Below are 24,242 nucleotides of genomic sequence, written 5' to 3' on the forward strand. Positions count from 1 at the left end.
AGAACCAGATGCACCAGCCGGCCACCGCTGCGGGCGAGCAGCTCAGCGGCAACCCGCTGCTGGGGCCAGGCCAGATCCCGGCCACCACCGGCCGCGATCACAAGCGAGTGGGATGGGGCTATTTCAGGGCTAGATGAGAGACAAAGATCCATGAATCAGCTGCCAGAGGTGACAACTGATCGGGGCAACACACCGCAAAAAGAAGAACGGCAGTGCTGGCGAGATCAGGGGATTGGATTACCGCAGGCGATGGGCTAGGGGCCTTTGGCGTAGCCCATATTCTACCAGTACAACTGCACTTATAGGCAGGCAGAACCACTCTGGGGGAATGGATCTGGGCACCTGCCGCTGATCGGGTGACAGCTGGCTTCTCTGATAGCAAGTGGGCCCTTATTGACGCTCTCCCATCGCTCTAACCCTGGTGAATCACCGCGCAGCCGCGCGAAGCCCTCGACCGGCTTTCAGCACCCCAACCCAGCACTCCGGGCCCGAGATTGGGTAGGCACCGCAGCCGCGGGAGCAGCGCCGGGCCGGCGTGATCTGAGCCACCCATCCCGGCGGCGGCGAGGAGGCAAGAGATCACGCGAGCGCAAGGGTCGGTGACCGCGCAGCGGCCTCACCGACTCGCGCAGCCCTTGCGCCGCGTGACACCATCACGCCCCGCTGCCGGGGTGGAGACAGGGACTGGGACTAGGGACAACGTTGAGGGTTCTGCTTGAGGTCGCCTGGCTGGTCTGTACGCAGGCCTCAGCCGCCCAGTGGCAGGTAGAGGCTGAGCGGCGTGTCCTGAAACGTGCGGAAGCCATGGCGCACGCAGAACGCCTTGGCGGCTGCGTCCTTTGCGTCCACGATCAGCGCGTAGCCACTGACTGAGCGCTTGGCATCGAGACAGCGCTGCACGGCTAGGCCCAGCAGCAGGGGGCCGATGCCCTGCTTGTGGGAGCGCTCTAGCTCACGCTCAAGGCGGTGTAGGTCGTCATTCGGGCCCATGACCCCACGTCGCCACCGGCACGAGATGAACGGGAAAACGGTGCATTTGTTGCCGGCAGTGCAGGGACGCCAGTGACGCCACAGCGATGTGGCTGGCCTGGGGCTGTCGGTGGCAGTGACCGGCAATGCTGACCTCGGTGATTTGGAGGCGGCTTTTGGATGATCCGGGCTTCAGTTCAGGTGAGTGGAGGGCCAAGTGCCCGATCTCGGGCTGCTGCTCCACTGCTGCAGCCGGCAGAACGGTCGCGGCTCCACCAGCTCCATCCGGATCAGTAAGCCCAGGCTGCCGATTTGCAGCAGCAGCACGAGCAGCTGCAGCCGCCCGATGCGGCCCAATCGGCTCAGCGCCAGCTGCCCCGGATGGCGCGGGCGGCTGCGGCTGCGGGGAAACGCCGGCAGGTCCAGTCGTCGGGTTGGGCGCTCCATCAGAACGGCACCTCCTCATCGCTGAGGGGAGTGGCCCCGGCGGGAAGCGAGGACCAGTCGTTGCCCCAGCCGCCGGAGCTGGGTGCTGCTGGCCGGGAAGTCGCTGCGCCATGAGCTGCACTGGGCGCTCCGCCTGCTGGCGCGGCCCTGCCCTGGTGCTCACCACTGCTCGGCTCTGCTTCACCGCTGTAGCCGCCAGCACCGCCGCCTCGGCTGCCGCAGAGCTCCAAGCGATCGATCGTCACCAGGGTTTTGCTGCGCACCTCGCCGCTGCTCCTGTCGGTCCACTGCTCGACCTCCAGCCGGCCGACCACCGCCACCTTGCTGCCCTTGCGGACGTAGTCCCCAGCCACCTGGGCAGTCTTGCCCCAGGCCTTGCAGTTCACCCACAGGGGAGCCGGCTCCTGGCCATCTCGCGGCGGCCGGTTGATGGCGAGCGTGAATTCACAGACGCAGCTGCCGCTCTCAAAGAAGCGCAGCTCCGGATCCCGGCCGGCATTACCGACCAGCACGACCACGTTGATGCTCATGCCTGCACCTCCTGAGCCGCACCCTTGATGGCGTCGATGCGCTCCTGGGCAGCCAGCAGCGAGGACAGGCCGATCAGGGGGTGGGTGCGCACCAGCTCATGCAGCGCTCCACTCCAAGTGATGTTGTGGCGACGCGCAAAGGCGCTCACCCGCTCGTAGGTGTCGTTGTTCATGGTGATCGTTTTTTTGTGGTTGCCGATCCGCTGGCGCAGGGGCCGCGGTCTTGCAGGCAGTGCGCTCATGGCCAGAGCCTCTGAAAGCGGCTGGTGTTGCTGGGGTGGCGGTAGAGCGGCTCTTGAGCGCTGCAACTCAGCGGGATAAGCCGTATGCAGCTCGGGACGAGCGGGCAGGGTTCGACTCGATAGAGACCATCTGGGCTCCGCCAGTGCTCACCCGGCCGGAACCGCGTCGGTGGCGGGGGCTGCTCCTGGGCGCCGAGCAGGCTGCGGACCTGCTGCCAAAGGCCCTGGACCAGGGCCACCCGCTCCACCAACCGCTGCAACTGCTGCAGGCTGCGCTCCCCACGGGCCAGCTCAAACACCCCGCAGTCGCGCTCCTGGCGGGCCTGCTCCAGCGCCAGCTCCAGCAGCTGCTGGGCCTGGATCAGATAGGGGGTCGTGCTCATGGCCCCACCTCCCTGGCCTCCGCCATGGGATCCGCCGACTGGACCGCCGCCTCCAGCTGGCTGCGGCGACGGGTGATTGCGCTCCACAGCCGCTCGGCGTTGTGGTCGCTGATGCGGCCCGAGCCGAGCAGCTGGTTCACCCGCCCGTAGGCGGCATCGAGCTCAAGCAGGGTGGCGATGCGCGGGATCTGCTGCAGCCCGGCCTCCACCGGATCGGGCTCCTGAGTTGCCGCCTGAGTCGCTGCTTCCTCCTCCGGCGCCTGGGGGACTGGGGGCGTCGGCTCCTGCTCGGGCGGAGCGCTTTCAGCCGTGCTGGCTGCGGATTTCGCCTGACTGCGGGAGCGGCGCGGCGCTGCAGGGGCAGACCCCGGCTGGATGCCAGCGGTGTCGACAATCTCGGCCTCCAGCACCGCTACCGGCTCAGCGGCCTCCTCTGCAGCGGGGGCGCCACCGATCTGGGGCGCATCAGCCTCGCTATTCAGCGGACCCGATACAAGAGAGGTGTCTTCCCGAGGGCGTAAAAGCTTGGGTACAGCTGGCCCCTGCTTAGCTTCTGTCTTGCCCTCTGTCGGGCCAGGCGCTGGTTGATCGAGCGGGGCTACAGAAAGGGTTGCCGCAGGCGTTTCCCGCACCGTCACCGCTTCGATATCTACCGCCTCCTCCTGGGTCATCAAGCCCAGGGCGATCTCCGGGCAGTAGACGTTGGACCACCAGGCCGCGGCGCGGTAGCGCAGCATCTGGCCGGTCATCGTCTGCCACTTGCTGGTCTCGTTGCCCTGGCGGTCCTTGCGGCTCCACCAGCCCTCCTTGCGGGCGAGCTCCAGGGTGATCGTTTCCCCCTCCAGCACCTCACCGGTGGCCTTATCGGTGGCTACCGCGTAGCAACTGGTGGGCTTCTCCTTGGCGTCAAAGACAAAGCGCAGCGGCGAGAAGCGGCCGCTGGCATTCACTGTGGCGATCAGGAATTTGCTGCTCCAGGTCGGCCGCCCGTGGATCGGCGTCATGTTCTGCATCACCACTAGCGGTGAGAGGTGCATGCGGCCGGCGATCTCCAGGGCGATCAAGCTGTTGGCCAGCCCCTGCTGCCCCTGGTACTCCTTGGGCACAAGGGTGGAGGAGCACAGGGCTTTGGCCATGCGCTGGGCGGCGTCAAAGGCGGCGATGCCGCTGAACACCTGCAGGGTGTCCGCCTGCACCGCCAGCGCGGAAGCGGAGACGGAAGCGGAGACGGAACTGGAGGGCGCATCGGCGCCGCTCACAAGGATGGAGTTGCTCATTAGAAGAGGTCAATGGAATCCAGATCAATTCCTTCGCTTTCGAGAAGGCTAAAACTGCTGGGCGCAGGACGGAAGGCCTGGCGGCCGTGGCTGGGCCAGCTGCCATTGGCCTGGCAGGCGGCGATCCGCCGGAAAGCCTCCTCCCGGCGCTGCAGCCCCGTCTGCAGGTCCTGCCCATCGAAGATCAGCAGGCTGCAGTCGATCGCCGCGGCCGGATCGCTCGGCCACTCGAAGGCGATCACCCCGGTTTCGGCCGGTTCGGTGCCGCAGCGGTGCTGGTGGCCCAGGCCCAGATGGGCGATCTGCAGGTCGTAGGCCAGATCCTTTGCCTGCCAGTAGAAGCGACGAGGCCTGGCGCTGCGCGTCTTCTTTAGATCGAACAGGCGGCCGTCGCTGGTGACCACATCCGGCAGGCAGCGGCAGGGCCGGCCGGCCTCGTCCTGCCAGAAGTGGGGCTGCTGGCTGGCCGCTGGGTCCAGGGCCGCCAGTACCTCCCCCACCACTGGATCTGCATGCAGGGCATCGCGGATGCGCAGGGCCTGCTCCACCATCTCGTGGCTCACCGGCGTCAGGCCGGCCGCCTCGGCCTCGGCGCAGTTGGCGGCACCGACTTTGGTATTGCGGGCGATCGTTTTGAACGCCGCAAAGCGCTCCTCAATACGGAACGGCGGGGTGAGCAGGGCGTCGACCAGATCTCCCTTGACCATGTCCGCTGAGGGCACGAACGGCGCCGCCTCCGGCCCAAAGCGCTGCCACCAGGCCCGCATCGTGCCGGTAACCGCTGCCTTGAGGGCGGTGGGGGACCAGGCGGGATGACGGTGGTAGTCAGTTAGCGAGAGGTCGCTCATCGGCCCTCCTCCTGGCCGTGGCCGAGGACGAGCCGCCTTGCCTCCAGCAGTGACGGGCACAGGCCTGAGTCAATACCGCCGCCGCTGCAGTGCAGCAGGGTGGCCACGTAGCCGCCGCAGGCGCTCTGGCGGAAGCTGATGGCAATGCCGTGGCCGGCAAGCGCCGCGAGAGATTCAGCTGTGATGGCCGGCCAGTGCTGCTGCCAGGCCGCAAGGGCAGCAGAGAAGGCGGCCTGGATCAGGGTGTAGTGCTCCAGCTCGGAGCGAGGTGGGTCCTGGAGGGCCAGGTCATCAGGGGACCTGGAATCGGCAACAGAAAAGCCGCGTTCGGCGCAATTCACAAGTCCTTGCAGGTTGACGCCAAAGCTACCCCTATTACCACTCTTTAGGGAACGCTAAAAGCAGGTATTCCGGCTACGCATAATTGCTGCTTTGTAGTGCCTGTCACGGCCGCAGCCTGGGTTCACGTGCTGCCGCCTGGCTCAGGAGGCGCCTCCCTCCTCCTCGGAGTCGAGCAGCTCCGGCGCCGCCTCCCGCACCCAGCCAGCGAGGGCCTGGCGGGCAATAGGGACGATGGCTGGTGCCAGCCGCTCGCCTGCAAACAGGGCGTTCTCGATCGCCTCTACCTGCTCCATCGGCAGATCACCGGCCTTGCGCAGCACCTGCATCGCTGCCGATACCGGGCGTGCGCCGACATGCTCCACAGCCCGCTCAAACAGGCTGCGCAGCTGCTTGGTTTCGATCTCCGCCTCGATCTCTTCTTGACGGGGCCAAAGCCCAGCGGGTCCCTCCAGCTTGCCGATGTAGCAGGCGAACCAGTCCTCAGCGCCCCAAAGGCGGCCGTCGGGGTGCTGGACAGGTTGGGCTCGTTGCACCCGATCGCGCAGGGTCCGGTCTTTGATCGGGCCCCGGTCATCCAGGGCCAGACACTCGTTAAGCACCCCCAGCTGGATGAAGGTGCTGGGCTGGGGCTGGTGGACCTTGCCGTTCTCCAGGTTCCCCCACTGCCCGCCGGCTACCCGCAAGGACCAGGGGATCAGGGCAGGACATGCCTTGGCCCAGTCCTGGGCGGTGGTCACCGACCAGTCGTTACTGCGCCGCCAGTTGCGCAGGAACTTGCCGAACTGCACCCGGGCGGCATCGAGCTTGTGCTGAAGGCTCTGCACTGGGTTGCCGTTCGGGAACCCAAACTGTATGTCCCTCAGGTTTGCGAGCGACAAACCTTTGTTGGCGTTTTGTGCAAACTTTTACGTTTTGGCCCCAATCGGGCTTGGGCACGACCGCCCGCCAGGACCAGGAACCCAGACCGTTGGCTTGTGACGACACCGGCCCTGAACTGCCAGGCCAGCGAAGCGGGAGCGCTCCTGATCGTCATTGCAGGGCAGAGCGCTCCCTTGGAAACCAATGCGCCAATGCTGCCTTTGGCGCAACAGACCGGCTGCCTTCAAGACATGCGGTCGCTTGCTCCCGTCTGGCCTACTTCACATCAAAAAGAGGCCGCAAACCCGCTGAGAACGCTGGCGGGCTCCTTAACGGAAACCCCAGCCCACATCTGGCCTTTTGCCCCAGACCTACCTGAACACTTTTTACCCAGTTTTTACCAAACGGTGCGTAGTAATCACGAAAAAGACTGCAATAACTAGGTTCTTATGGGGAAATGAGCCGCCTTCTAAGCAGCCGGTCGTTGGTTCGAATCCAACAGGGGGCGTTCAATTCGATTCTGTTCCCTCACCCTCCAGGTTGCAGGGACGCGGCTGGCCGATGCGATGGAGCAAAAAGCTCAGAGCGGCTCAGTTCCCTCGCTGAGGATCGCCAGGTAGGCGTCATAGGCGAACAGACGATTGCGCTGGCCGCCGGTGATTTCCCGGGCGATGCCGAGTTCCACCAGGATCTCGAGGGCCTTGCCGGCGGTGGGGAAACTCAGTCCGCTCAGCTCCTTGAGCTGCTTGGTGCTGGTGAGCGGCCGCCGGCGCAAAGCGGCATAGCCCAAGCGCACGCTGGGGCCTGATCGGCCCAGTTCTTCCAGCCGCGCTTCATCCGTATGAAACAGGGCCAGCAGCCGCTGAGCAGTAGCCACCGCGGCTGAGGCCGTGCTCTCCACACCCTCCAGAAAGAACCCGAGCCAGGCCTCCCAATCGCCCTGCTGGCGCACGCCATCGAGCAGCTCGTAGTAGCGGCGGCGGTGCTGCTTGAAGAACAAGCTCAGGTAGAGCAGCGGCTGCTGGAGCACGCCAGCATCGATCAGCATCATCACAATCAGCAGCCGGCCCAGGCGGCCGTTGCCATCGAGAAACGGGTGGATCGTCTCGAACTGCACGTGGGCCAGGGCGGCACGTACCAGCACTGGCAGAGAGTGCTCACCGTGGTGGCCGCCATGGATGAACTGCTCCAGCAGCCCCATGCAGTCCTCTACTAGCCACGGCGGAGGCGGCACGAAGCGGGCATTGCCTGGGCGGGTGCCACCGATCCAGTTCTGGCTGCGGCGGAACACCCCCGGCAGGCGATCGGCGCCGCGTCCACGGCTCAGCAGCCGGCCGTGGATCTCGCGCAGCAGGCGACAGGAGAGCGGGAACCCCTCCGCCAGCCTGGTCAGGCCATGCTCCAGCCCGGCCACATAGCTGGAGACCTCCACCACATCGTCAAAGGGAACGCCGGGTGCTTCCTGCAGCTCGAATAGCAGCAGATCAGATAGCGACGACTGGGTGCCCTCGATCTGGGAGGAGAGCAGGGCCTCACGGCGCACGTAGGCGTAGAGGAACAGCTCGGGGTTGGGCAGCAGGGTGGAGACGCCATCAAGGCGGCCGCAGGCCAGCAGCGCCCGCTCATGCAGCGCCTGCAGTGGACCAACCAGCAACACCGGGGGTTCTGGCGGCAGCGGGTCGGGCACAAAAGCCCGCATCGTTTCCCCGGCGGTGGCGCTGTCCTCGTAGTGGCCGGTGGCCTCGCGCCGCATTACACCCCAGCAACCTTGAATACGCAGCCAGCTTATTCAAAGAAGCGACTTTTCCCGTGAATTAGGGACCACCTTGTAGAGCCTCAGCGCTCCACCAGAGACCAGAAGCTCCAGCGGCCGCCAAAGGCCTCCCGAATGCGACCCATGAAGCTCTCGTGGCGCTCCACGCCCTGCCAGTCGTCGATGCGGGCGGCCAGCAGCTCACAGCTGTCCAGGTGCTCGGCGGCGTGCCGGTAGCGCTTGGTGCGGCCCGTCGACAGGGCAAAAACCAACATCGCCCGCAGCAGCACCGTGGCGGCCAGCGGCTGCTCAGCGCTGAGCCGCTCAGCCGCTGGCGCAAGGATTTCGAAGGACTCACCATCCCAGTCGGGCCCATGGGTGAGCACTAGGCGCCCAGCCCGCGCTACCGCGGGCCAGCGCACGAGGAAGTCGAGGGCCAGCAGCCGCATGGGATGGTCCTCTGCCACCGCAAAGGCCCGCTCCTCCACCTCTACGTCCTCGAAGGCAGCAAGCCGTTTGAGGTGGTCGCGCAAATGGCAAGCCGAGAGGGTTTTGGCAAAACAAGCCCAACGCAACTGCTGGGCCTCGTCGTTGCGGCCCAGGGCCTCAAACACGGCGATGCGGGTGTCGTGCCACTCGGGGGAATGCCAGGTAGCAGCAGCACTGGCGGCGCCATCCAGCACGGCCAGGGCCTGCTGGCTGCGGCCCGCCTGCAGCAAATGGCCTGCCACATCCGCGGCGGTAGGGGGCCAGGCCAATTGCTTGGCATCAAACTGGGCCACATAGCCATCCACATCACCCAGGCATTCAGCGATCTGCAGCAGGGCTGGATGACCACCGCAGGCACCCCGGTCGCGGCAGCCTTGCTCGAGAAGTCGCAGGCCCGGATCGCCAAGGGCATCGGCCACCGCCGGGATCAAGTCGTCAAATTGGCCGTAGCCGTTTTCAAACACCAGCTCCAGCAGCTGCTCAGCCAGCGCTTCGGCGGGCATGGCGGCCGCGCTGGCCAGCGGCCCGAGGTCAAGCACGGCCCTCTGGAACAGGCCAATCACGATGCCCGTGCTGTCGGAGCAGCGATCGAGCACACCATCTGCCAGCTCGAGAAAACGCAGCAGCAACTCCAGAGCCAGCGGCGGATCCACTGCCGCCACCGGTCCAGCGATGGCCTGGCGCTGGGCCTCCAGATCAACCACCAAGGCTTTGCGCTTGCGCGAATCGACATAGGTAGTGGCACGGGCCAGGGCTGCCAAGCGCTTGCGCACCTCCTGGGCCGCTCCGCCGGCACCCTCAGCCGCAGCTAGCGCCAGCCGCAAACGGCGCTGCATCACCGCACTACCAGCGCTCACCTCAATCAGCAATTCGGCGAGGACGGCCGCGCCTAGGCCTTCGAGGTTTTTGGCATTGAGGGTGCGCTTGGCAGCCATTGCTCCTTAAAGGGCTGGTCGCTTGGGGCAGCACTTGGGTGCTCGAACCCGTCTAACACCACCAAGCCTGGAGCGGCGCCAGCGAGGCTCTCCAAACGCAAACGAAGTTCCGCCAGCAACTGCAGCACTTGGGGAGCACGCTCGTATTGCCTTGGCACTAGGAGGGCATCGCCAACCTCTAAAGGCAGCTCTAGAGGCAGCACCCTGCAGCAATCGTCACTTAGAAGCAAGGAGAGGGGAGTGGCGAAACCAACAATGAGATCTTCAGAATTAACCTGCTGAGATTCCGAAGAATCCCGAATCGGTTTAGGGGTGGTGCCGCCATTCCACAAGCCACAGGCTTCCAGAACAGCCTGAAATCTAGGAAAGGCGCCATCAGGCATGGGCATACAGGGATAGGCAGCCACATCAGCAAACGTCACCTGCTCACCAAGCTCCAGCAACGGGTGAGATTGATCGACCACCAGCCAAATCGGCATTCGGCTCAAGCCAATGCAGGCAATGGTGGGGTCAGTGGCAGCTGGCACATCGGGGTAGGAAGCAACCCAGGCGTCGATCACCCCTTCCCTCAGCAGCTGCAGCGGCTTTTCGTATTCATGAAAGTGAAAACATCCAGCAATCCAACCTGCTGGAGCCGGCTCACAGAGCAAGGGGCCCGACCAATGCTGCCCCTCCAGACGCAAAGGCCCGCCACGGGTCCACCGCACAGCCTGGTGAACGCGGCGCTCAAGATTTAGGAGTGTCGTATCACCATCGAGCTGCCACTCGGAGCCTCGCCTGGCCAGGGAGAGACCAAAAACATCGGCGCACCTGCGACTCAAACGACTCACGCTGGACTGACCGATCTGAAGCCTGGCCTCAACTTGATGCCCGGTGCGCAGCCAAATCAGACCGTCTAGGGCGGCTAGCCAATCAAGCTCAACCACCACCCGCCACCAGCCCGCCAACACAAATAAATCTTACCTTAAAAACGCAAAAACGCCATCCAAGCGCAACGAACAAAGCAGAATCTTTCACTTTCAGCATAATTAATTATTTGCAGCCTCACTGCGCAGCCGGCGGCAACTCAGCGTGTCAGCGATTGCAACAGCCACAAAATACAAAACTAGTGATTGCCAATCAACTGGATATCGCCGTAGCGCTCAGCTAACCCAGCCAGACGGGAAAGCAGCAAAGCTTGCAAGGAAAGCAAACGAGGATGATCAATAAAATCTCGGCGACATACAAGCACCTCCCCAGAGGCAAATGGCAACTCCAAGGGCAGCCTGACTAAATCACCCCCAGAAACTTCCATGCTGAGTGAAGTGGCATAGCCGATAGTGAGCTCCGCCTCCGTTTTACCCTCCCAATTTTCGCGCTTGTAGCGAAACATTCGCACATGATCGTTCCAGAAGCCGAGCTTCTTTAAGCAAGCCTCAACCCTGGGATAGGAGCCTGGCGGCAGACCAAGGGTTGGATATTGGGCAATATCATCAAAAGACAGCTGGGCTTGATTAATCAAAGGATGACCCGGCCTAACAACAAAAAATACCGGCATCTTCGACAGGGCAATCGAAGTCAGCTCGGGTTCATCGGCAGGGGGGCAATCAGGCAAGCCGGTGAGGCAGACATCAACAATCCTCTCCCTAACTAGCTGAAAATTTCGCGGCACTCCAACAATATTGGCAAGGCCAAGAATCCAATTGTCCGGCACAGGAGTACACAACAAGGGGCCTGACCAATAGGTCGCCTCCAGGCGCAGGGGCCTACGCCCCTGCCACCTCCGCCACTTGATGAACGCAGCGCTCAAGCGCCAAGATCGTACGGTGTTCCACTCGCCCTCGATGCGCTGGAGATCAAGACCAAAAAGATCCAGACATTTCCGCGATTGCCTGCTGACGGTGGCCTGACTTAGGCCGAAGCGCTTAGAGACCTCTTCACTCGTACGCAGCCACTGCAGGGCATCGAGCGCCGTAAGCGCATCAAGATCAACCAATTCCGCGAAAACTGACAATCGAATTTAAGCCAGATCTGAGCCATGAAAGGCTTTACCGACTCTGATGCCCAGTAGCAAAATGCCTACTAGCGAAATTCCCAGTGGCGAACAGGCGCTGGCACTTGAGCAGCTCAGCCGTCGCCAGGGCTCCGCGATTACGGCAGAGCAGCTGTTTGGCCGCTGGCGGCTCCAGCTGCTCTGGAGCAAGGGCAGGGCCCAACCCAACCCCGCCACGGCAGCCCTGCTGCGGGGCCTGCAGGCAAGTCTGAGCATCGCCACAGGAGACGTCACTCCAGACGCCCCTTCGCTGGAAAGGGGTGATCTCAAGGTGGTGAACAGCGTTCAGCTCGGGGCGTTGCAGCTGCGCTTCAGCGGCAGCGGCAATCTGCGGGGCCGCAGGCCGTTATTGGAGTTTTGGTTTGACCAACTGGAATTGCGGCTCGGTCGCCAAAGCCTCTGGCGCCAAGCGATCAGCCGGCAGCCGGAGCCACGCCGGCGCCCATTTTTCGCCCTGATCGCTCGCTCCGGCGCCGCCGATAACGGCTGGCTGCTCGCCAGGGGGCGGGGCGGCGGATTAGCCCTGTGGGTTCTCGATCCCCAGCTGGAAAAAGCAAGCGACGCCTAGAGGCAAGCTCTCAACTCCCGCTGCAGCAAGGCGAACAAATAATCGGGCTCGCGGTATTGAGTCGGCAGGCAATTGTGCAGGATCTCCAGCCGCTGCCAGCAAACGGTGCGGCGCACCTTGGCGATCGTCTTGCCCTCGCGAATCAACAGGCGCATGGCCTTGCAATAAAGCGGATAGTTCGCTTCCAATTCACCAATGGTGAGACCTGGCGCGGGGAGGGAGGTGGTCATGGCACTCCGGCTGGGCGGCCGCAAAGAACCCGATCGGGCCTAGCTCGAGTGTGCGCTTCTGGACAGGATTACCGAGCCCCCCATACGGGGACAATCTGTAAGGCGTTAGAGCTGCACCATGCCGCAACGCATGCCCTTGAGCACGGCCTGCAACCTGTTAGTGACGTCGAGGGTCTTAAGCAGTCGCTTGGTGTAGGTCTTGGCAGTTTCCTCGCTCACCACCAGTCGCTCAGCAATCTCCCGATCGGTGAGGCCGCTGGCCAGCAGATCCAGCACTTCGTATTCGCGCTTAGTGAGCCGCGGGCAGCTCAGGTAGGGCAGGGTGCCGGAACGCAGCGAGGGGCTGCGGTAGGAGTGCTGCCCCATCACCGCCAGCACCGCTGCCTGGAGGGGCCGCTGATCGCCAATGAAATCGGCTTCCGCCACTACCGCCTCCAGCCAGGAAGCCTCAACGTATTGGGCCGGAATCACATCCCCCAGGGCCAGCACTACCACCCGCAAGCCCTGATGGGCACTGCGCGCCTTGCGGGTGAGCTCGAAGCCATTGCCGTCCTCCAGGTAGTCGGTGCAGATCAGCAGCTCGTAGGGCTCCCGCGCCAGGTAGGCCAGGCAGGTGGCCTCATCGGTGACGGCGCAGCCGATGCGGGTACGGTCTTGAAAGCTCTCGCAGACTGATCGCAACAGAAAGCGACCCTTCATGGCGATCGCCACCTTGCCGCTGATCGCAATCGACAACAGCACCTGGTCGAGGGTGGTGCCCTCCAGGCTGCTCAGAAAAGGGGTGAGATCCATCGACCCACAACTCTTGGCAGGGGCGTTAGATCACCCTAAGACAGCTGGCGGGCTCAGCAAATGCGGGGCAGCAGCTCGCCGCTGAGGGGCAGCAGCAGACGCTCGGTGCCAAAAGAAGTGGTGAGCAACACCCGCGCTCCCCTGCTGGCCGGCCGCACGCTGCCGATCCAGGCTCCGCCACTGGCCGCCAGCAGGGTCTGGGCCTGATCGCGAGCCTGGGGCGGCACCACCACCAAAAAGCGACCCTCATTGGCCAGGTGCAAGGGCTCAAAGCCCAGCAGCTCACAGGTGCGCGCCACGGGCTCCAGCACCGGCAGTCGTGCCTCCTCAATCGCCAGCTCCACCGCGGCCGCCTCCGCTAGCTCCTGCAGGGCACTGGCCAGGCCGCCGCGGGTGAGGTCGCGCAGGCAGTGAATCCGAACCCCGGCCTCCAGCAGGGCCCGCACCTGGGGCCAAAGCGGCGCGCAGTCGCTGAGCACGGGCGGCACCAGGGCCAAGCCATGGCGGGCGGCCAGGATTGCCACGCCATGGCGGCCCAGGTCGCCGCTCAGCAGCAGCTGATCGCCCGGGCGAATCGCCGTGGGGTGGATCGGCGTCTGCGCCTGCACCGCCCCGATGCCACTGGTGGTGATGAATATGCCGTCGGCCTTGCCCCGTTCCACCACCTTGGTGTCGCCGGTAACGATCGTGAGCTCGCAGGCTCGGGCCGCCGCAGCCATCGAGGCCACCAGGCGCCGCAGCAGCGCCAGCGGCAAGCCCTCCTCCAGCAGCAGCGCCACACTCAGATGCAGGGGCCGGGCGCCCGCCATCGCTAAATCATTGGCTGTGCCGATCACCGCCAGGCTGCCAATATCACCACCGGGGAATTCCAGCGGCTGCACCACGTAGCCGTCGGTGCTGAAAGCGAGTGGGCCGGGCGGCAATTCGAGTCGGGCCGCATCGTGCAGCACCTGGGCCGGATCGGCGTAGAGGGCCCGCAGCTCCTGGTTGATCAGCTGCTGCATCAGGGTGCCGCCGCCGCCATGGGCCAGCTGGATGCAGTCGCTCATGGGGCCGGGCGCCGGTAGCGGTGATAGGCGGCGCAGGCCCCTTCGCTCGACACCATCGGTGCCCCCAGCGGCCGCTCCGGGGTGCAGGCCGAGCCGAAGGCCGGGCAATCGGGAGGGAGGGCGCGGCCCTGCAGGATCAGGCCGCTGATGCAGGGGCTGGCTAGGGGCTCCAGCGGCGGGGCAGCAGCCGCTGAGGGCAGGCAAAACCGCAGCAGCGCATCGAAGTCGCGGTAGGCCGCAACCAGCTCATAGCCACCAGCGGCGATGGGGCCCAAACCCCGCCAGGGCTGGTCCACCACCGCAAACACCTCCTTCAGCAAGGCCTGGGCCGCGCCGTTGCCCTGCTGGCGCACCACCCGGCCGTAGGCATTAGCAAGCGCCGGGGTGCCCGCCTCCAGCAACTGCACCAGTCGCAGCAGCCCGGCCATCACATCGGCAGGCTCAAAGCCCGTGACCACCACCGGCACCCGGTGGCGCCGCACCAACTGCCCGAGCTCGGCGGTGCCCATCACCGCCCCCACATGGCCCGCCGCCAAAAAGCCCTGCACCTGGTTGCCAGGCTCCTGCAGCAATGTCGCCATCGCCGGCGCCACCCGCACGTGGGCCAGCAGCACCGTGAGGTTGGTAAGCCCCAGAGCCCGGGCCTGGCGCAGCAGCAGGGCGGTGGCCGGTGCCGTGGTTTCAAAGCCCACCGCCAAAAACACCACCTGGCGCTCAGGGCACGCCTGGGCCAGGGCAATGGCCTGTAGGGGCGAGGTGAGCAGCCGCACGTCGCCGCCGGCAGCCCGCGCGCCAAGCAGATCGTGGCCGGCGGCACCGCCCGGCACCCGCAGCATGTCGCCGTAGGAGCAAAGGATCACCTCGGGGCGCACCGCCAGCTCCAGGGCCGCGTCGATGCGTTCGGCCGGAGTTACGCACACCGGGCAGCCCGGGCCATGGATCAACCGCAGCCCCGGTGGCAGCAATTGATCTAGACCCCAACGCAGGATGGCGTGGGTCTGACCGCCGCACACCTCCATCAGGGTCCAGGGGCGGCTGGCAGTGGCAGCAAGCTGGGCCGCCAGCTCAGCTACCCGGCCATTGATTTGGCTTTGCAGGGCGGTACTCACCAGGGGCCCTGCGCCTGGCGGGCATCGGCGGGGCGGTAACCCTGGATGGCTCGCATGTACTGGGCCCGCTCGTATTCGGCCGGATTGGGGCAGCGCTGCTGGCTCATGCAGCCCACCAGCTCCGCCACGCTGGCCACCTCGTGCTCCATCAGCCAGGTGGCCAGCTCCTCCTCCAGGCCCGCCAAGCGCTCGGGGCCATGGCGCAGCAGCGCCCCAACCACCTGGGTCACCGAAGCCCCCGCCATCAACAGCCGCACCACATCGGTGCCCCGGTGCACGCCGCCACTGGCGGCCAGAGCCAGGGGCTGGCGGCCGTGCAGCAGGGCGATCCAGCGCAGCGGCAGCCGCAGGTCATGGGGGGTGGAAAGCAGCAGGTTGGGCCGCACCTCCATGGTCTCGATGTCGATATCGGGCTGGTAGAAGCGGTTGAACAGCACCAGCCCATCGGCGCCCGCCACCGCCAAACGCCGGGCCACGGCGCTGAGGTTGGTGAAGAAGGGGCTGAGCTTCACGGCCAGGGGCAGGCGCACCTCGGCGCGCACCTGGCGCACGATCTCCTCCACCTCGGCTTCGATGGCGGCACTGGAGAGCTCGGGGTCGGTGGGAATCGCATAGATGTTGAGCTCCAGGGCCGAGGCGCCGGCCGCCTCAATCCGCCGCGCCGACTCCACCCACCGGCCAGGGCTGGTGCCATTGAGGCTGGCGATCACCGGCACCGCCAGATGCTTACGGGCCTGCTCGAGATGGCGCAGGTAGAGGTCTTCCCCGCCATGGAAGATCGATGGCTCCGGCACGTATGTGAGCGCCTCGCCATAGCTATCGGCGCCGGCCATGGCATGGCGGTGCAGGTCGAGCTGCTCCTGCTCGATCTGCTCCTCAAACAGCGAATGCAGCACGATCGCTGCCGCCCCAGCCCGCTCGAGGGCTTGCAACTGAGCCAACTCCTCGCTGAGGGGCGCAGCAGCGCCCACTACCAGGGGGCTGCGCAGGGCCAGGCCGAGATAGGTGGTGGAGAGGTCGGGAATCATGGCTTGGGGGCTGGCTGGGAGAGCGCCCGGTAGGTGGCCCAGCGGCATTCGAGCTCCCGCTGGGCCTGGCGCACCAGGGCCTGGGCCCGCTCCGGCTGGCTGTAGCGCAGCATGCGGAAGCGGTTTTCCTGCTCCATCGCCTCCTTGAGCGAGCGCTTTGGCGCCGGGCTATCGAGTTGCAGGGGAATCTCGCCGCGCTCGGCCCGGCGGGGGTCGTAGCGGTAGAGCAGCCAGCGACCCGAATCCACCGCCAGCTTCTGGTGCGCCATGCCCTGGGCCATGTCGATGCCGTGAGCGATGCAGTGGGAGTAGGCAATGATCAGCGAAGGCCCCGGGTAACTCTCAGCCTCCAGAAAAACGCGGATGGTGTGCTCGTCGCGGGCCCCCATCGCCACACTCGCGACATAGACGGTGCCGTAGGTCATCGCCATCAGGCCCAGGTCTTTTTTGGGGGCCGCCTTACCAGCGGCGGCAAACTTGGCCACCGCCCCCCGGGGGGTGCTTTTGGAGGCCTGGCCGCCAGTGTTGGAATACACCTCGGTATCGAGCACCAGGGCATTGACATCGCGGCCACTGGCGAGCACGTGGTCGAGGCCGCCGAAGCCGATGTCGTAGGCCCAGCCATCGCCGCCCACCAACCAGACGCTGGTTTTCACCAGGGCATCGGCTAGCTCCAGCAGCTGGCGGGCCTCGGGCTGCTCCAGGCCGACCAGGTGCTCCTTGAGATCGGCCACCCGCTGGCGCTGCTCAACGATGCCGGCCTCATCGTCTTGATCGGCGTTGCGCAGGGCCTCCAGCAAGGGGGGCGGCAACTCGGCAGGCTCAAGCTGGCCCGCCAACCGCTCCAGCAGATCGAGGGCCATCTGGCGCTGCTGGTCGCGCGCCACCCGCATCCCATAGCCGAATTCGGCGTTGTCTTCAAACAGGGAATTGCTCCAGGCCGGCCCGCGCCCCTCGGCGTTGGCACTCCAGGGGGTGGTGGGCAGATTGCCGCCGTAAATCGAACTGCAACCGGTGGCGTTAGCGATCAGCATCCGATCGCCGAACAGCTGGGAGGCGAGCTTGAGGTAGGGCGTTTCGCCGCAGCCGCCGCAGGCGCCGGAAAACTCAAACAACGGCTGCTGCAGCTGCTGCTGGCCGATCTTGTGCAGGTTGAGCTCGGCGCGGGGCACCTCGCTCAGCTGCAGGAAGAAGTCCCAGTTGCCGCGGGCCTGGTCACGCAGGGGCCGCTGCGGCGCCATGTTGATCGCCTTGCGCTTGGGCTCGCTGCGGTCGCGGGCGGGGCACACCTCCACGCACAGGGCGCAGCCGGTGCAGTCTTCGGCGGCCACCTGGATGGTGAAGGTTTGGCCGGCAAAGGCGGGGTCGCGGGCGGGGGCGGTGCGGAAGCCCTCGGGGGCAGCGGCAAAGGCTTCCGGGGCGCCCACCTTGGCGCGGATCACCGCATGGGGGCACACCAGCACGCACTTGCCGCACTGCACGCACAGGTCTGTTTCCCACACCGGCACCGCATCGGCGATGTTGCGCTTCTCCCAGCGGGCCGTGCCCACCGGCCAGGTGCCATCGCAGGGCAGGGCGCTCACCGGCAGGGCGTCGCCGCGGCGCTCCAGCATCGGCCCGATCACCTCGCGCACAAAATCCGGGGCCCCAGTGAGCCGGTCCTCCCGCAATGGCTCCAGTCCGGAGTCGTCGAGGCTCGACCAATCGAGGGGCACCAGCTGCTCGAGGCTGGCGTCGAGGGCGGCCAGGTTCATCGCCACCACGGCCTCACCCTTGCGGCGATAGCTGGTTTCGATCGAGTGGCGAATCCGGGCGAGGGCCTGCTGGCGCGGCAGCACGCCGCTGAGGGCAAAGAAGCAGGCCTGCATCACCGTGTTGATGTGGGGGCCCATGCCCGCCTGGCGCGCCACTTGGTAGGCATTGATCTGCTGCACCTGAATCCCCTTGCTGCGGATCTGAGCGCGCAGGGCTTGCGGCAGCCGCGTCCAGGTGTCTGCTGGCGCAAAGGGGCTATTGAGCAGAAACACGCCCCCGGGCTCGATGCCGGCCAGCAGATCGAAGCGCTCGACAAAATCCCACTGGTGGCAGGCCACAAACGTGGGCCGCTGGATCAGGTAGGTGGAGCGGATCGGCTCGGGCCCAAAGCGCAGGTGCGACACCGTGACCGAACCCGACTTTTTGGAGTCGTAAACGAAATATCCCTGGGCATATAAATCCGTGCCCTCGCCAATGATCTTGATCGCCGCCTTGTTGGCCCCCACCGTGCCATCGGAGCCCAGGCCGTAAAACACTGCCCGCACCTCAGCGGCGTCGGTGTGGAAGCCGTGTTCGAGGTCAGTGTCGAGGGGCAGGGAGCGGTGGGTGAGGTCGTCGTCGATGCCCACCGTGAAGTGGTTGAGCGGGCGGGGCTGGCCAGGCACCAGCAGGGGCCGCAAATGATCAAATACCGCCTTCACCATCGCCGGGGTGAACTCCTTCGACGACAACCCGTAGCGACCGCCCAACACCGCCGGCAGTGGTGCACCTCCATGGACGGCCGCCCACTCCTCGGCCAGGGCTGCCACCACATCGAGGTAGAGGGGCTCGCCGGGGGCGCCGGGCTCCTTGCAGCGATCGAGCACGGCGATCGCCCGGGTGCTGGCGGGCAGGGCCTCCACCAGCAGCCGGGCCGCAAAGGGCCGAAACAGGCGCACCTTCAGCACCCCCACCCGCTCGCCGGCGGCCTGCAGCGCCGCAGCCGCCTCCACAGCGGTCTCGCAGCCGGAACCCATCAGCACCAGCACCCGCTCGGCAGCGGCGGGGCCGACGTAGTCGTAGGGGCGGTAGGGGCGACCAGTGAGCTCGCCAAAGCGCGCCATCGCCTCGATCAGATGATCCGGGGCTGCGTCGTAGAAGTGATTTACCGATTCGCGCGCCTGGAAGTAGACGTCGGGGTTTTGGCTGGTGCCGCGGATCACCGGCCGATTGGGGCTGAGGGCGCGGGCGCGGTGGGCACTGATTTCCGCCGCGGGCATCAGCTCAAGTAGCTGGCTGTCGCTGAGCGGCTCAATCTTCTGGATCTCGTGGGAGGTGCGAAAGCCATCGAACACATGCAGAAACGGCAGCCGGCTGCGCAGGCTGAGCCGGGCAGCAATGGCGGCAAAGTCGCCCGCCTCCTGCACCGACGCCGAGCAGAGAATCCCGCAGCCGCTGCCGCGGGTGGCCATCACATCGCTGTGATCGCCAAAGATCGACAGGCCCTGGGCCGCCAGGGATCGGGCCGCCACGTGCAGCACCGCCGGGGTGAGCTCCCCCGCCAACTTGTAGAGGTTGGGGATCATCAACAGCAGCCCCTGGCTGGCCGTGAAGGTGGTGGTGAGCGCCCCGGCCTGCAGGGCGCCATGCACCGTGCCGGCAGCACCCGCTTCGCTCTGCAGCTCCACCACCGAAGGCACGCTGCCCCAGAGGTTGGGCCTGCTCTCAGCAGCCCAGGCATCAGCCCACTCGCCCATGGGCGAGGCCGGCGTGATCGGGTAGATGGCGATCACCTCATTGAGGCGGTAGGCCACCCGGGCCACGGCCTCGTTGCCATCAATGGTGTTCTTGGTGGTAGTGAGCTGGGGGCTGCTCATGGCTCCTCGGCGGGATCGTCAGCGAGCACGACGCTCAGGGCCATGCCCACGTGCACCAGCACCCGGTCACCCACCTCCGCCTCCGGCAAGCAGGCCAGGCTCACCCACTGGCGCACACCACCAAAATCCACCTCGGCCTGGCGCCACAGCTCCGCATCTAAACCGGCATCCGCAGGCGAACCGGTGATCGTCAAGATCAGACCGGGGGTGGCAAGGCACATGGGTAGGCCTCCACGCTCTACTTCGTTATAGAGGGATCAGCCAGAGCTGCCCAAAGCTGGCCTAGGGCCAGGCCGCCGTCGTTGCTGGGTAGCTGCTCAGCCCAGCGGGGAACCAGGCCCGCCGCCCGCAGGGCAGCGGCGCTGCGCTCCAGCAGCAGGCGGTTCTGGAAGCAGCCCCCGGCCAGCAGCACGGTGGTGGCACCAAGGCGCCCAGCTGCCTGAGCCGCGGCGCTGGCCAAGCCGGCCGCCAGGGAAGCGTGGAAGCAGGCAGCGCTCTCCTGCGGCGACACGCCCGCGTTCAACAAGCTGTGCAACAGGGGCTGCCAGTCGAGCCAGCCAAGCTCCAGCCCTGCAGCCGGCAGCAGCGGCATGGGCGCCACCAGCGGAGGCGGGGCCTGCAGGGCTAGGCCCTCCAGCAGCAGCCCCGCCTCCCCCTCAAAGCTGCTGCGCTGGCACAGATCCAGCAGGGAGGCCGCCGCATCAAACAGGCGGCCAGTGCTGGAGCAAAGCGGGCTATGGCAGCCGCTGGCGATGGCCTGCAGCAGCAGCTGCCAATCGCCGGGGCTGAAAGCGGCCCGGCAAGCAGCGGCCCCTGGATGGCCCAGGGCCTCCGGGCCGGCCGCGGCCAGCAGCCCCAGGGCGGCCCGGCGTGGTTCAGCCATGGCCCGCTCGCCGCCGGGCAGGGGAAAGGGGCGCAGGCAGGCCCAACGCTCGGCGCCAGCTGCCGTGAGCCAGAGCAGCTCGCCGCCCCAGAGCCGATGGCCGCTCGCCCCGGCCGGCTCGCCATAGCCGAGGCCGTCGCAGGCCCACACCAGCAGGGGCAGCTGCAGGCCGTGCTCCGCCGCCACCGCCAGGCCATGGGCGCGGTGGTGCTGCACCAGCTGCAGCGGAATCCCCAGCCGCCTGGCCGCCACCGCCGCCAGCTGGTGGCTGGCGTAGCCGGGATGGCCATCGCAGGCAAGGGCAGCGAGCACTGGGTCGTGGCGCTCCAGCAGCTGCTCGAGCCCCTCGCTCAACAGCTGCTGCGGCAGGGGGCCAGCCAGATCACCCAGCAGCGGCGCCAGCCACACCCGACCGCCGCGGGCCAGGGCCGGCGCACTTTTGAGATCACCGCCAAGGGCCAGGGCGGTGCCCGGCGGGGCCTGCAGAGCTAGGGCCTGGGGGGCGTAGCCGCGGGCCCGGCGCAGCAGCACCGGCCGCCCTTCGATCACCTGTAGCACCGAGTCGTCGAGGCGGCGGGCGATCGGGCGATTGTGCAGCAGGAAGCCATCGGCGATACCGGCGAGGCGATCGAAGGCCTCGGCCGGATCGAGGCAGAGGGGCTCGCCGCTGCGATTGCCGCTGGTGGCCACCAGGGGGCGGCCAAAGCCCTCCGCCAGCAGCTGGTGCAACGGCGAAGCCGGCAACATCACCCCCAAAGCAGCGCTGCCGGGGGCCACCCCGGCGAAGAGCTGGTGCTGGCCTGGCCGTAGCCGCAGCAGCACGATCGGCGCGGCCGGGTGCTGCAACTGGAGCCTTTCAGGCCCCGATAGCTCCACCAGGGGAGCGATGGCCTCCAGATCGGCTACCAGCAGAGCCAGGGGCTTAGCGGGCCGCTGCTTGCGCTGGCGCAACCGGGCCACCGCCGCCGGATCGCCGGCAGCCACCAGCAGCTGGAAGCCGCCCACCCCCTGCAGGGCCAAAATCCCGCCCGCCGCCAGCAGGGCCAGGGCTGCCGCCAGCGGATCTGCTCCACAGTCTGCGGGCCCCTGCCACTGCAACTGGGGCCCACAGGTGGGGCAGCCGATCGTTTCGGCGTGGAAGCGGCGATCGCCGGGGTCGTCAAACTCCCGCTGGCACAGAGCGCACAGGCGGAAGCCCGCCAGGCTGGTGTGGGCGCGGGCGTAGGGCTCGGCGCTGGCGATTGAGTAGCGCGGCCCGCACTGGCTGCAGCTGATGAACGGGTAGCGGTAGCGGCGGTTGGCGGGGTCGTGGAGCTCCGCCAGACAGGTGGGGCAGGGGGCCAGATCGGCGACGAGGGACGGGGCAACCAGGGCAGCGCCCAGGGGTTGGGCGCTGGCGGCGGCGATGCGCAGGCCAGGCGGCGCCGGAACGAGGGGCGGGAGCCACTCGGGCGCCAGTGGCTCCAGAGCGCCGGGAGGCTGCAACGCCTCGGGCAACCGCCGCACCAGCAGCTCCAGCGAGCGGCGCTCCCCCTGCAACTCCAGCCTTACGGCGCCAGCGACGTTCTCCACCTCGCCCACCAGCTGCAGCTCGGCGGCCAGGCGGTGCACCAGGGGCCGAAAACCCACGCCCTGCACCACGCCGCGGCACCACAGGCGCAGCCGCACCTCGCTCATCGCGCCAGGGCGTTGATCAGGGCGTCGAGGCCGGCGCCGCTGCGGGCCGAGGTTTCCAGCACGCGGGCGTGGGGGGCCACCCGGGCGATGGCGGCGTGGGCGGCGGCGCGATCGAAGCCCACCGCTTCGGCCAGGTCGCTCTTGGTGATCAGCACCAGATCGGCGCCGTGGAAGATCGGCGCGTATTTGAGCGGCTTGTCTTCTCCCTCGGTGGTGGAGAGCAGCACCACCCGCAGGCTCTCGCCGAGGTCGTAGGCGCCGGGACACACCAGGTTGCCCACGTTCTCGATCAGCAGCAGTTCAAGCTGCTCAAGGCTGATGCCCTGGTGCTGGAGGCGATGCAGACCCTCGGCCACCATTGGCGCCTCCAGGTGGCAGGCCTGGCCGGTGGTGATCTGCACCGCCGCCAGCCCGGCAGCCTGCAGGCGGCGGGCGTCGTTGTCGGTGGCCAGATCGCCCACGATCACTGCCAAGCCGCTGGAATCGAGGCGCTGGGCCAGGGCTTCGAGCAGGGCGGTTTTGCCCGCGCCGGGGGAGGAGAGCAGGTTCACCACCGTGACGCCTGCGGCTTGAAAGCGCTGGCGCAGGCCGGCGGCCTGGGCATCGTTGCGTTGCAGCAGGGCCGTGTGCAGGGGTAGCTGGCGGGTTGGTTCTGGGAGCGGCTCAGGCGCCGGCTGTCCGCAGGAGCAGTCGCGGCACATGTCGGCAATCGGCAGAGGCCAGATCCAGGCTAGGCACCACCCGGAACCCTTCCGGAATGAGGGTCATGGGCCTCCGCCCCTGCAAGGTTCAGAGCACCACTAGTGCAGACGGTGATCAGGTCATCTGAATGCGAATCAGGCTGTCCCACAGTCGCGTTGGCAGGATCCGGCTGGCGATCACTGAGGCCGACTGGTGACCGCAGAGGTAACGGGCTGATGGGGTGGGGTCGGTGAGGGCTCGCTCGATTGTTAGTGCCACCTCTAGCGGCTGGGAGGCACCCCGGTAGACCGCATCCCAGCTCTTGCGAACGGCACGCATCATGTTGCCGTAGGTGCTGCAAGACAAAGCTCCCTCGATCGAGGGGGCGGCCACATTGGCAAAGTCGGTGGCGATCACGCCCGGCTCAACCACCACCACGTTGACGCCAAAGGCCTTGAGCTCGAGACGCAAGGCATCGCTCAGGGCCTCCAGCGCAAACTTGCTGGCCCCATACCACCCCGATCCGGGTGAAACACAGCGACCGGCAATAGAGGAGATATTGACGATGCGACCACGACCTCGCTCGCGCATGGCAGGTAATAACTGCTGGGTGAGCCCCATCAGCCCAAAGACGTTGACTTCGAAAATCGCCCGGGCTCGATCCAGGGGCAATGTCTCGAGCGGACCCACTTCACCGAAGCCGGCGTTATTGACCAGCGCATCGAGCGCACCCACCTTGGCGGTGAGCTGCTCAGCGAGCTCGCGGCGTGAGTGCTCATCGATGAGATCCAACGCCATCACCTCGGCACCCAAGGCTGCCAAGGGCTCCATTGCTTCCAGCCGCCGAGCAGCGGCAAACACACGCCAGCCGCGCTCCAGCAATAGGCGGGCTGTCTCCGCACCAATTCCGCTGGAGGCTCCGGTAACAAGAACGGTTGGGGCTGGCATTACAAGCTCTGAATTGAAATCACAAAACGAAGATCCCGACTATATGAACTATCCTTAAACTAATCGTACCTCAAGTTTGAACTCTTGCTAGATGCTGTCGTCCCGCTTTGCCCGGATGGCATTGTACTCAATATTGAATAAATCTCACATCAAGAATGCTAGACCACAGCCAAGCCACCTGATCAGCAGGCCGTCGGGGTTCATGACGGCAAACAGCAGAGGCCTACCGATCAGCTGTCACCACACGATTGCGGCCACCATTCTTTGCGATGTAGAGGTGTTGATCCGCTCGCTGAATCCAGACCAGTTGGTCCTCCCTTCGTTGGCGCTGAGCGACGCCAAAGCTGGCGGTAACCATGCCCACCTCTGAGAACGGCTGACAAGCAATACAACTGCGGAGCTTCTCCGCTAACGATTTTCCTGCTGCGATATCGCAGTGGGGCAGGACGATCAAAAACTCTTCACCGCCCCAGCGGCCAAAAGCATCGCTATCTCGGAGCTTTACCTGAATTCTCTGGCAAAACTCCACCAAAACATGATCGCCAGCGGGGTGACCGTAGC

25 protein-coding genes are annotated in these 24,242 nt (G+C 66.2%); 1 reads left to right on the top strand and 24 read right to left on the bottom strand.

All coding sequences use genetic code 11. From position 1 onward, the window contains the following. Nucleotides 1-747 precede the first annotated feature (747 nt). The 13 genes from KBY74_RS07230 to KBY74_RS07290 all read right to left on the bottom strand — a co-directional run bounded on the left by KBY74_RS07230 (nucleotide 748) and on the right by KBY74_RS07290 (nucleotide 11,048). On the bottom strand, nucleotides 748-990 hold the full coding sequence (locus KBY74_RS07230) for a hypothetical protein (protein WP_254942109.1): 243 nt from the start codon (nucleotides 988-990) through the stop codon (nucleotides 748-750). A gap of 171 nt (nucleotides 991-1,161) precedes the next feature. After that, a complete protein-coding gene (locus KBY74_RS07235) occupies nucleotides 1,162-1,416 on the bottom strand; it encodes a hypothetical protein (protein WP_254942110.1) in 255 nt (84 codons plus the stop codon). Beyond that, nucleotides 1,416-1,946, bottom strand: coding sequence for a single-stranded DNA-binding protein (gene ssb, locus KBY74_RS07240; RefSeq protein ID WP_254942111.1), 531 nt, complete (start codon nucleotides 1,944-1,946; stop codon nucleotides 1,416-1,418). The genes KBY74_RS07235 and ssb overlap by 1 nt, the downstream gene beginning before the upstream one ends. Next, nucleotides 1,943-2,188, bottom strand: a complete 246-nt coding sequence (locus KBY74_RS07245) for a hypothetical protein (protein WP_254942112.1) — start codon at nucleotides 2,186-2,188, stop codon at nucleotides 1,943-1,945. The genes ssb and KBY74_RS07245 overlap by 4 nt, the downstream gene beginning before the upstream one ends. Then, the gene (locus KBY74_RS07250) at nucleotides 2,185-2,571 is read right to left on the bottom strand and encodes a hypothetical protein (RefSeq protein ID WP_254942113.1); all 387 of its coding nucleotides are present in this window, start codon (nucleotides 2,569-2,571) and stop codon (nucleotides 2,185-2,187) included. Before KBY74_RS07250 ends, KBY74_RS07245 begins: the two co-directional genes overlap by 4 nt. Further along, entirely contained in the window at nucleotides 2,568-3,848 is a 1,281-nt protein-coding gene (locus KBY74_RS07255) for a recombinase RecT (RefSeq protein ID WP_254942114.1), read from the bottom strand. The genes KBY74_RS07250 and KBY74_RS07255 overlap by 4 nt, the downstream gene beginning before the upstream one ends. Further along, nucleotides 3,848-4,696, bottom strand: coding sequence for a PD-(D/E)XK nuclease-like domain-containing protein (locus KBY74_RS07260; protein ID WP_254942115.1), 849 nt, complete (start codon nucleotides 4,694-4,696; stop codon nucleotides 3,848-3,850). Before KBY74_RS07260 ends, KBY74_RS07255 begins: the two co-directional genes overlap by 1 nt. Next, entirely contained in the window at nucleotides 4,693-5,037 is a 345-nt protein-coding gene (locus KBY74_RS07265; protein ID WP_254942116.1) for a hypothetical protein, read from the bottom strand. The genes KBY74_RS07260 and KBY74_RS07265 overlap by 4 nt, the downstream gene beginning before the upstream one ends. 141 nt (nucleotides 5,038-5,178) lie before the next feature. Then, nucleotides 5,179-5,862 (bottom strand): hypothetical protein, encoded by a 684-nt coding sequence (locus KBY74_RS07270; protein ID WP_254942117.1) that lies wholly within the window; start codon nucleotides 5,860-5,862, stop codon nucleotides 5,179-5,181. 614 nt (nucleotides 5,863-6,476) lie between these two features. Beyond that, nucleotides 6,477-7,649, bottom strand: coding sequence for a Fic family protein (locus tag KBY74_RS07275; protein WP_254942118.1), 1,173 nt, complete (start codon nucleotides 7,647-7,649; stop codon nucleotides 6,477-6,479). Between the two features lie 83 nt (nucleotides 7,650-7,732). Beyond that, nucleotides 7,733-9,073 carry a DUF6880 family protein gene (locus tag KBY74_RS07280; protein ID WP_254942119.1) on the bottom strand — a complete coding sequence of 447 codons (1,341 nt, stop codon included), beginning with the start codon at nucleotides 9,071-9,073 and terminating at the stop codon, nucleotides 7,733-7,735. Then, entirely contained in the window at nucleotides 9,028-9,999 is a 972-nt protein-coding gene (locus KBY74_RS07285) for a hypothetical protein (protein ID WP_254942120.1), read from the bottom strand. Before KBY74_RS07285 ends, KBY74_RS07280 begins: the two co-directional genes overlap by 46 nt. Nucleotides 10,000-10,178: 179 nt before the next feature. Beyond that, nucleotides 10,179-11,048: a LysR family transcriptional regulator substrate-binding protein gene (locus KBY74_RS07290; RefSeq protein ID WP_254942121.1), complete on the bottom strand. Its 870-nt coding sequence runs from the start codon at nucleotides 11,046-11,048 to the stop codon at nucleotides 10,179-10,181. Between the two features lie 79 nt (nucleotides 11,049-11,127). Here KBY74_RS07290 and KBY74_RS07295 point away from each other — a divergent pair, with 79 nt between their 5' ends. Continuing rightward, nucleotides 11,128-11,673 (top strand): hypothetical protein, encoded by a 546-nt coding sequence (locus tag KBY74_RS07295; protein WP_254942122.1) that lies wholly within the window; start codon nucleotides 11,128-11,130, stop codon nucleotides 11,671-11,673. Here KBY74_RS07295 and KBY74_RS07300 read toward each other — a convergent pair. From KBY74_RS07300 to KBY74_RS07350, 11 genes are all read right to left on the bottom strand, one after another. Next, on the bottom strand, nucleotides 11,670-11,903 hold the full coding sequence (locus KBY74_RS07300; protein ID WP_254942123.1) for a DUF3136 domain-containing protein: 234 nt from the start codon (nucleotides 11,901-11,903) through the stop codon (nucleotides 11,670-11,672). The genes KBY74_RS07295 and KBY74_RS07300 overlap by 4 nt on opposite strands. A gap of 105 nt (nucleotides 11,904-12,008) precedes the next feature. Beyond that, nucleotides 12,009-12,695 (bottom strand): response regulator transcription factor, encoded by a 687-nt coding sequence (locus tag KBY74_RS07305; RefSeq protein WP_254942124.1) that lies wholly within the window; start codon nucleotides 12,693-12,695, stop codon nucleotides 12,009-12,011. A 53-nt stretch (nucleotides 12,696-12,748) separates the two neighbouring features. After that, entirely contained in the window at nucleotides 12,749-13,744 is a 996-nt protein-coding gene (gene hypE / locus KBY74_RS07310) for a hydrogenase expression/formation protein HypE (protein ID WP_254942125.1), read from the bottom strand. Next, on the bottom strand, nucleotides 13,741-14,763 hold the full coding sequence (gene hypD / locus KBY74_RS07315; RefSeq protein WP_396123124.1) for a hydrogenase formation protein HypD: 1,023 nt from the start codon (nucleotides 14,761-14,763) through the stop codon (nucleotides 13,741-13,743). The genes hypE and hypD overlap by 4 nt, the downstream gene beginning before the upstream one ends. A gap of 86 nt (nucleotides 14,764-14,849) precedes the next feature. Then, the gene (locus KBY74_RS07320) at nucleotides 14,850-15,881 is read right to left on the bottom strand and encodes a dihydroorotate dehydrogenase-like protein (RefSeq protein WP_254942127.1); all 1,032 of its coding nucleotides are present in this window, start codon (nucleotides 15,879-15,881) and stop codon (nucleotides 14,850-14,852) included. Beyond that, nucleotides 15,878-19,492 (bottom strand): pyruvate:ferredoxin (flavodoxin) oxidoreductase, encoded by a 3,615-nt coding sequence (gene nifJ / locus KBY74_RS07325; RefSeq protein WP_254942128.1) that lies wholly within the window; start codon nucleotides 19,490-19,492, stop codon nucleotides 15,878-15,880. The genes KBY74_RS07320 and nifJ overlap by 4 nt, the downstream gene beginning before the upstream one ends. Further along, the gene (locus tag KBY74_RS07330; RefSeq protein WP_254942129.1) at nucleotides 19,489-19,713 is read right to left on the bottom strand and encodes a HypC/HybG/HupF family hydrogenase formation chaperone; all 225 of its coding nucleotides are present in this window, start codon (nucleotides 19,711-19,713) and stop codon (nucleotides 19,489-19,491) included. Before KBY74_RS07330 ends, nifJ begins: the two co-directional genes overlap by 4 nt. Before the next feature lie 17 nt (nucleotides 19,714-19,730). After that, nucleotides 19,731-22,052, bottom strand: a complete 2,322-nt coding sequence (hypF, locus tag KBY74_RS07335; RefSeq protein WP_254942130.1) for a carbamoyltransferase HypF — start codon at nucleotides 22,050-22,052, stop codon at nucleotides 19,731-19,733. Then, nucleotides 22,049-22,753, bottom strand: coding sequence for a hydrogenase nickel incorporation protein HypB (hypB, locus tag KBY74_RS07340; RefSeq protein ID WP_254942131.1), 705 nt, complete (start codon nucleotides 22,751-22,753; stop codon nucleotides 22,049-22,051). Before hypB ends, hypF begins: the two co-directional genes overlap by 4 nt. Nucleotides 22,754-22,868: 115 nt before the next feature. Then, nucleotides 22,869-23,681: an SDR family NAD(P)-dependent oxidoreductase gene (locus tag KBY74_RS07345; protein ID WP_254942132.1), complete on the bottom strand. Its 813-nt coding sequence runs from the start codon at nucleotides 23,679-23,681 to the stop codon at nucleotides 22,869-22,871. Nucleotides 23,682-23,904: 223 nt separating this feature from the next. Continuing rightward, the coding region (locus KBY74_RS07350) for a GGDEF domain-containing protein (protein ID WP_254942133.1) at nucleotides 23,905-24,242 on the bottom strand (338 nt) is incomplete at its 5' end.

The organism is Cyanobium sp. A1C-AMD (assembly GCF_024346495.1).
In the GTDB taxonomy this organism is placed as follows: domain Bacteria; phylum Cyanobacteriota; class Cyanobacteriia; order PCC-6307; family Cyanobiaceae; genus Cyanobium_A; species Cyanobium_A usitatum.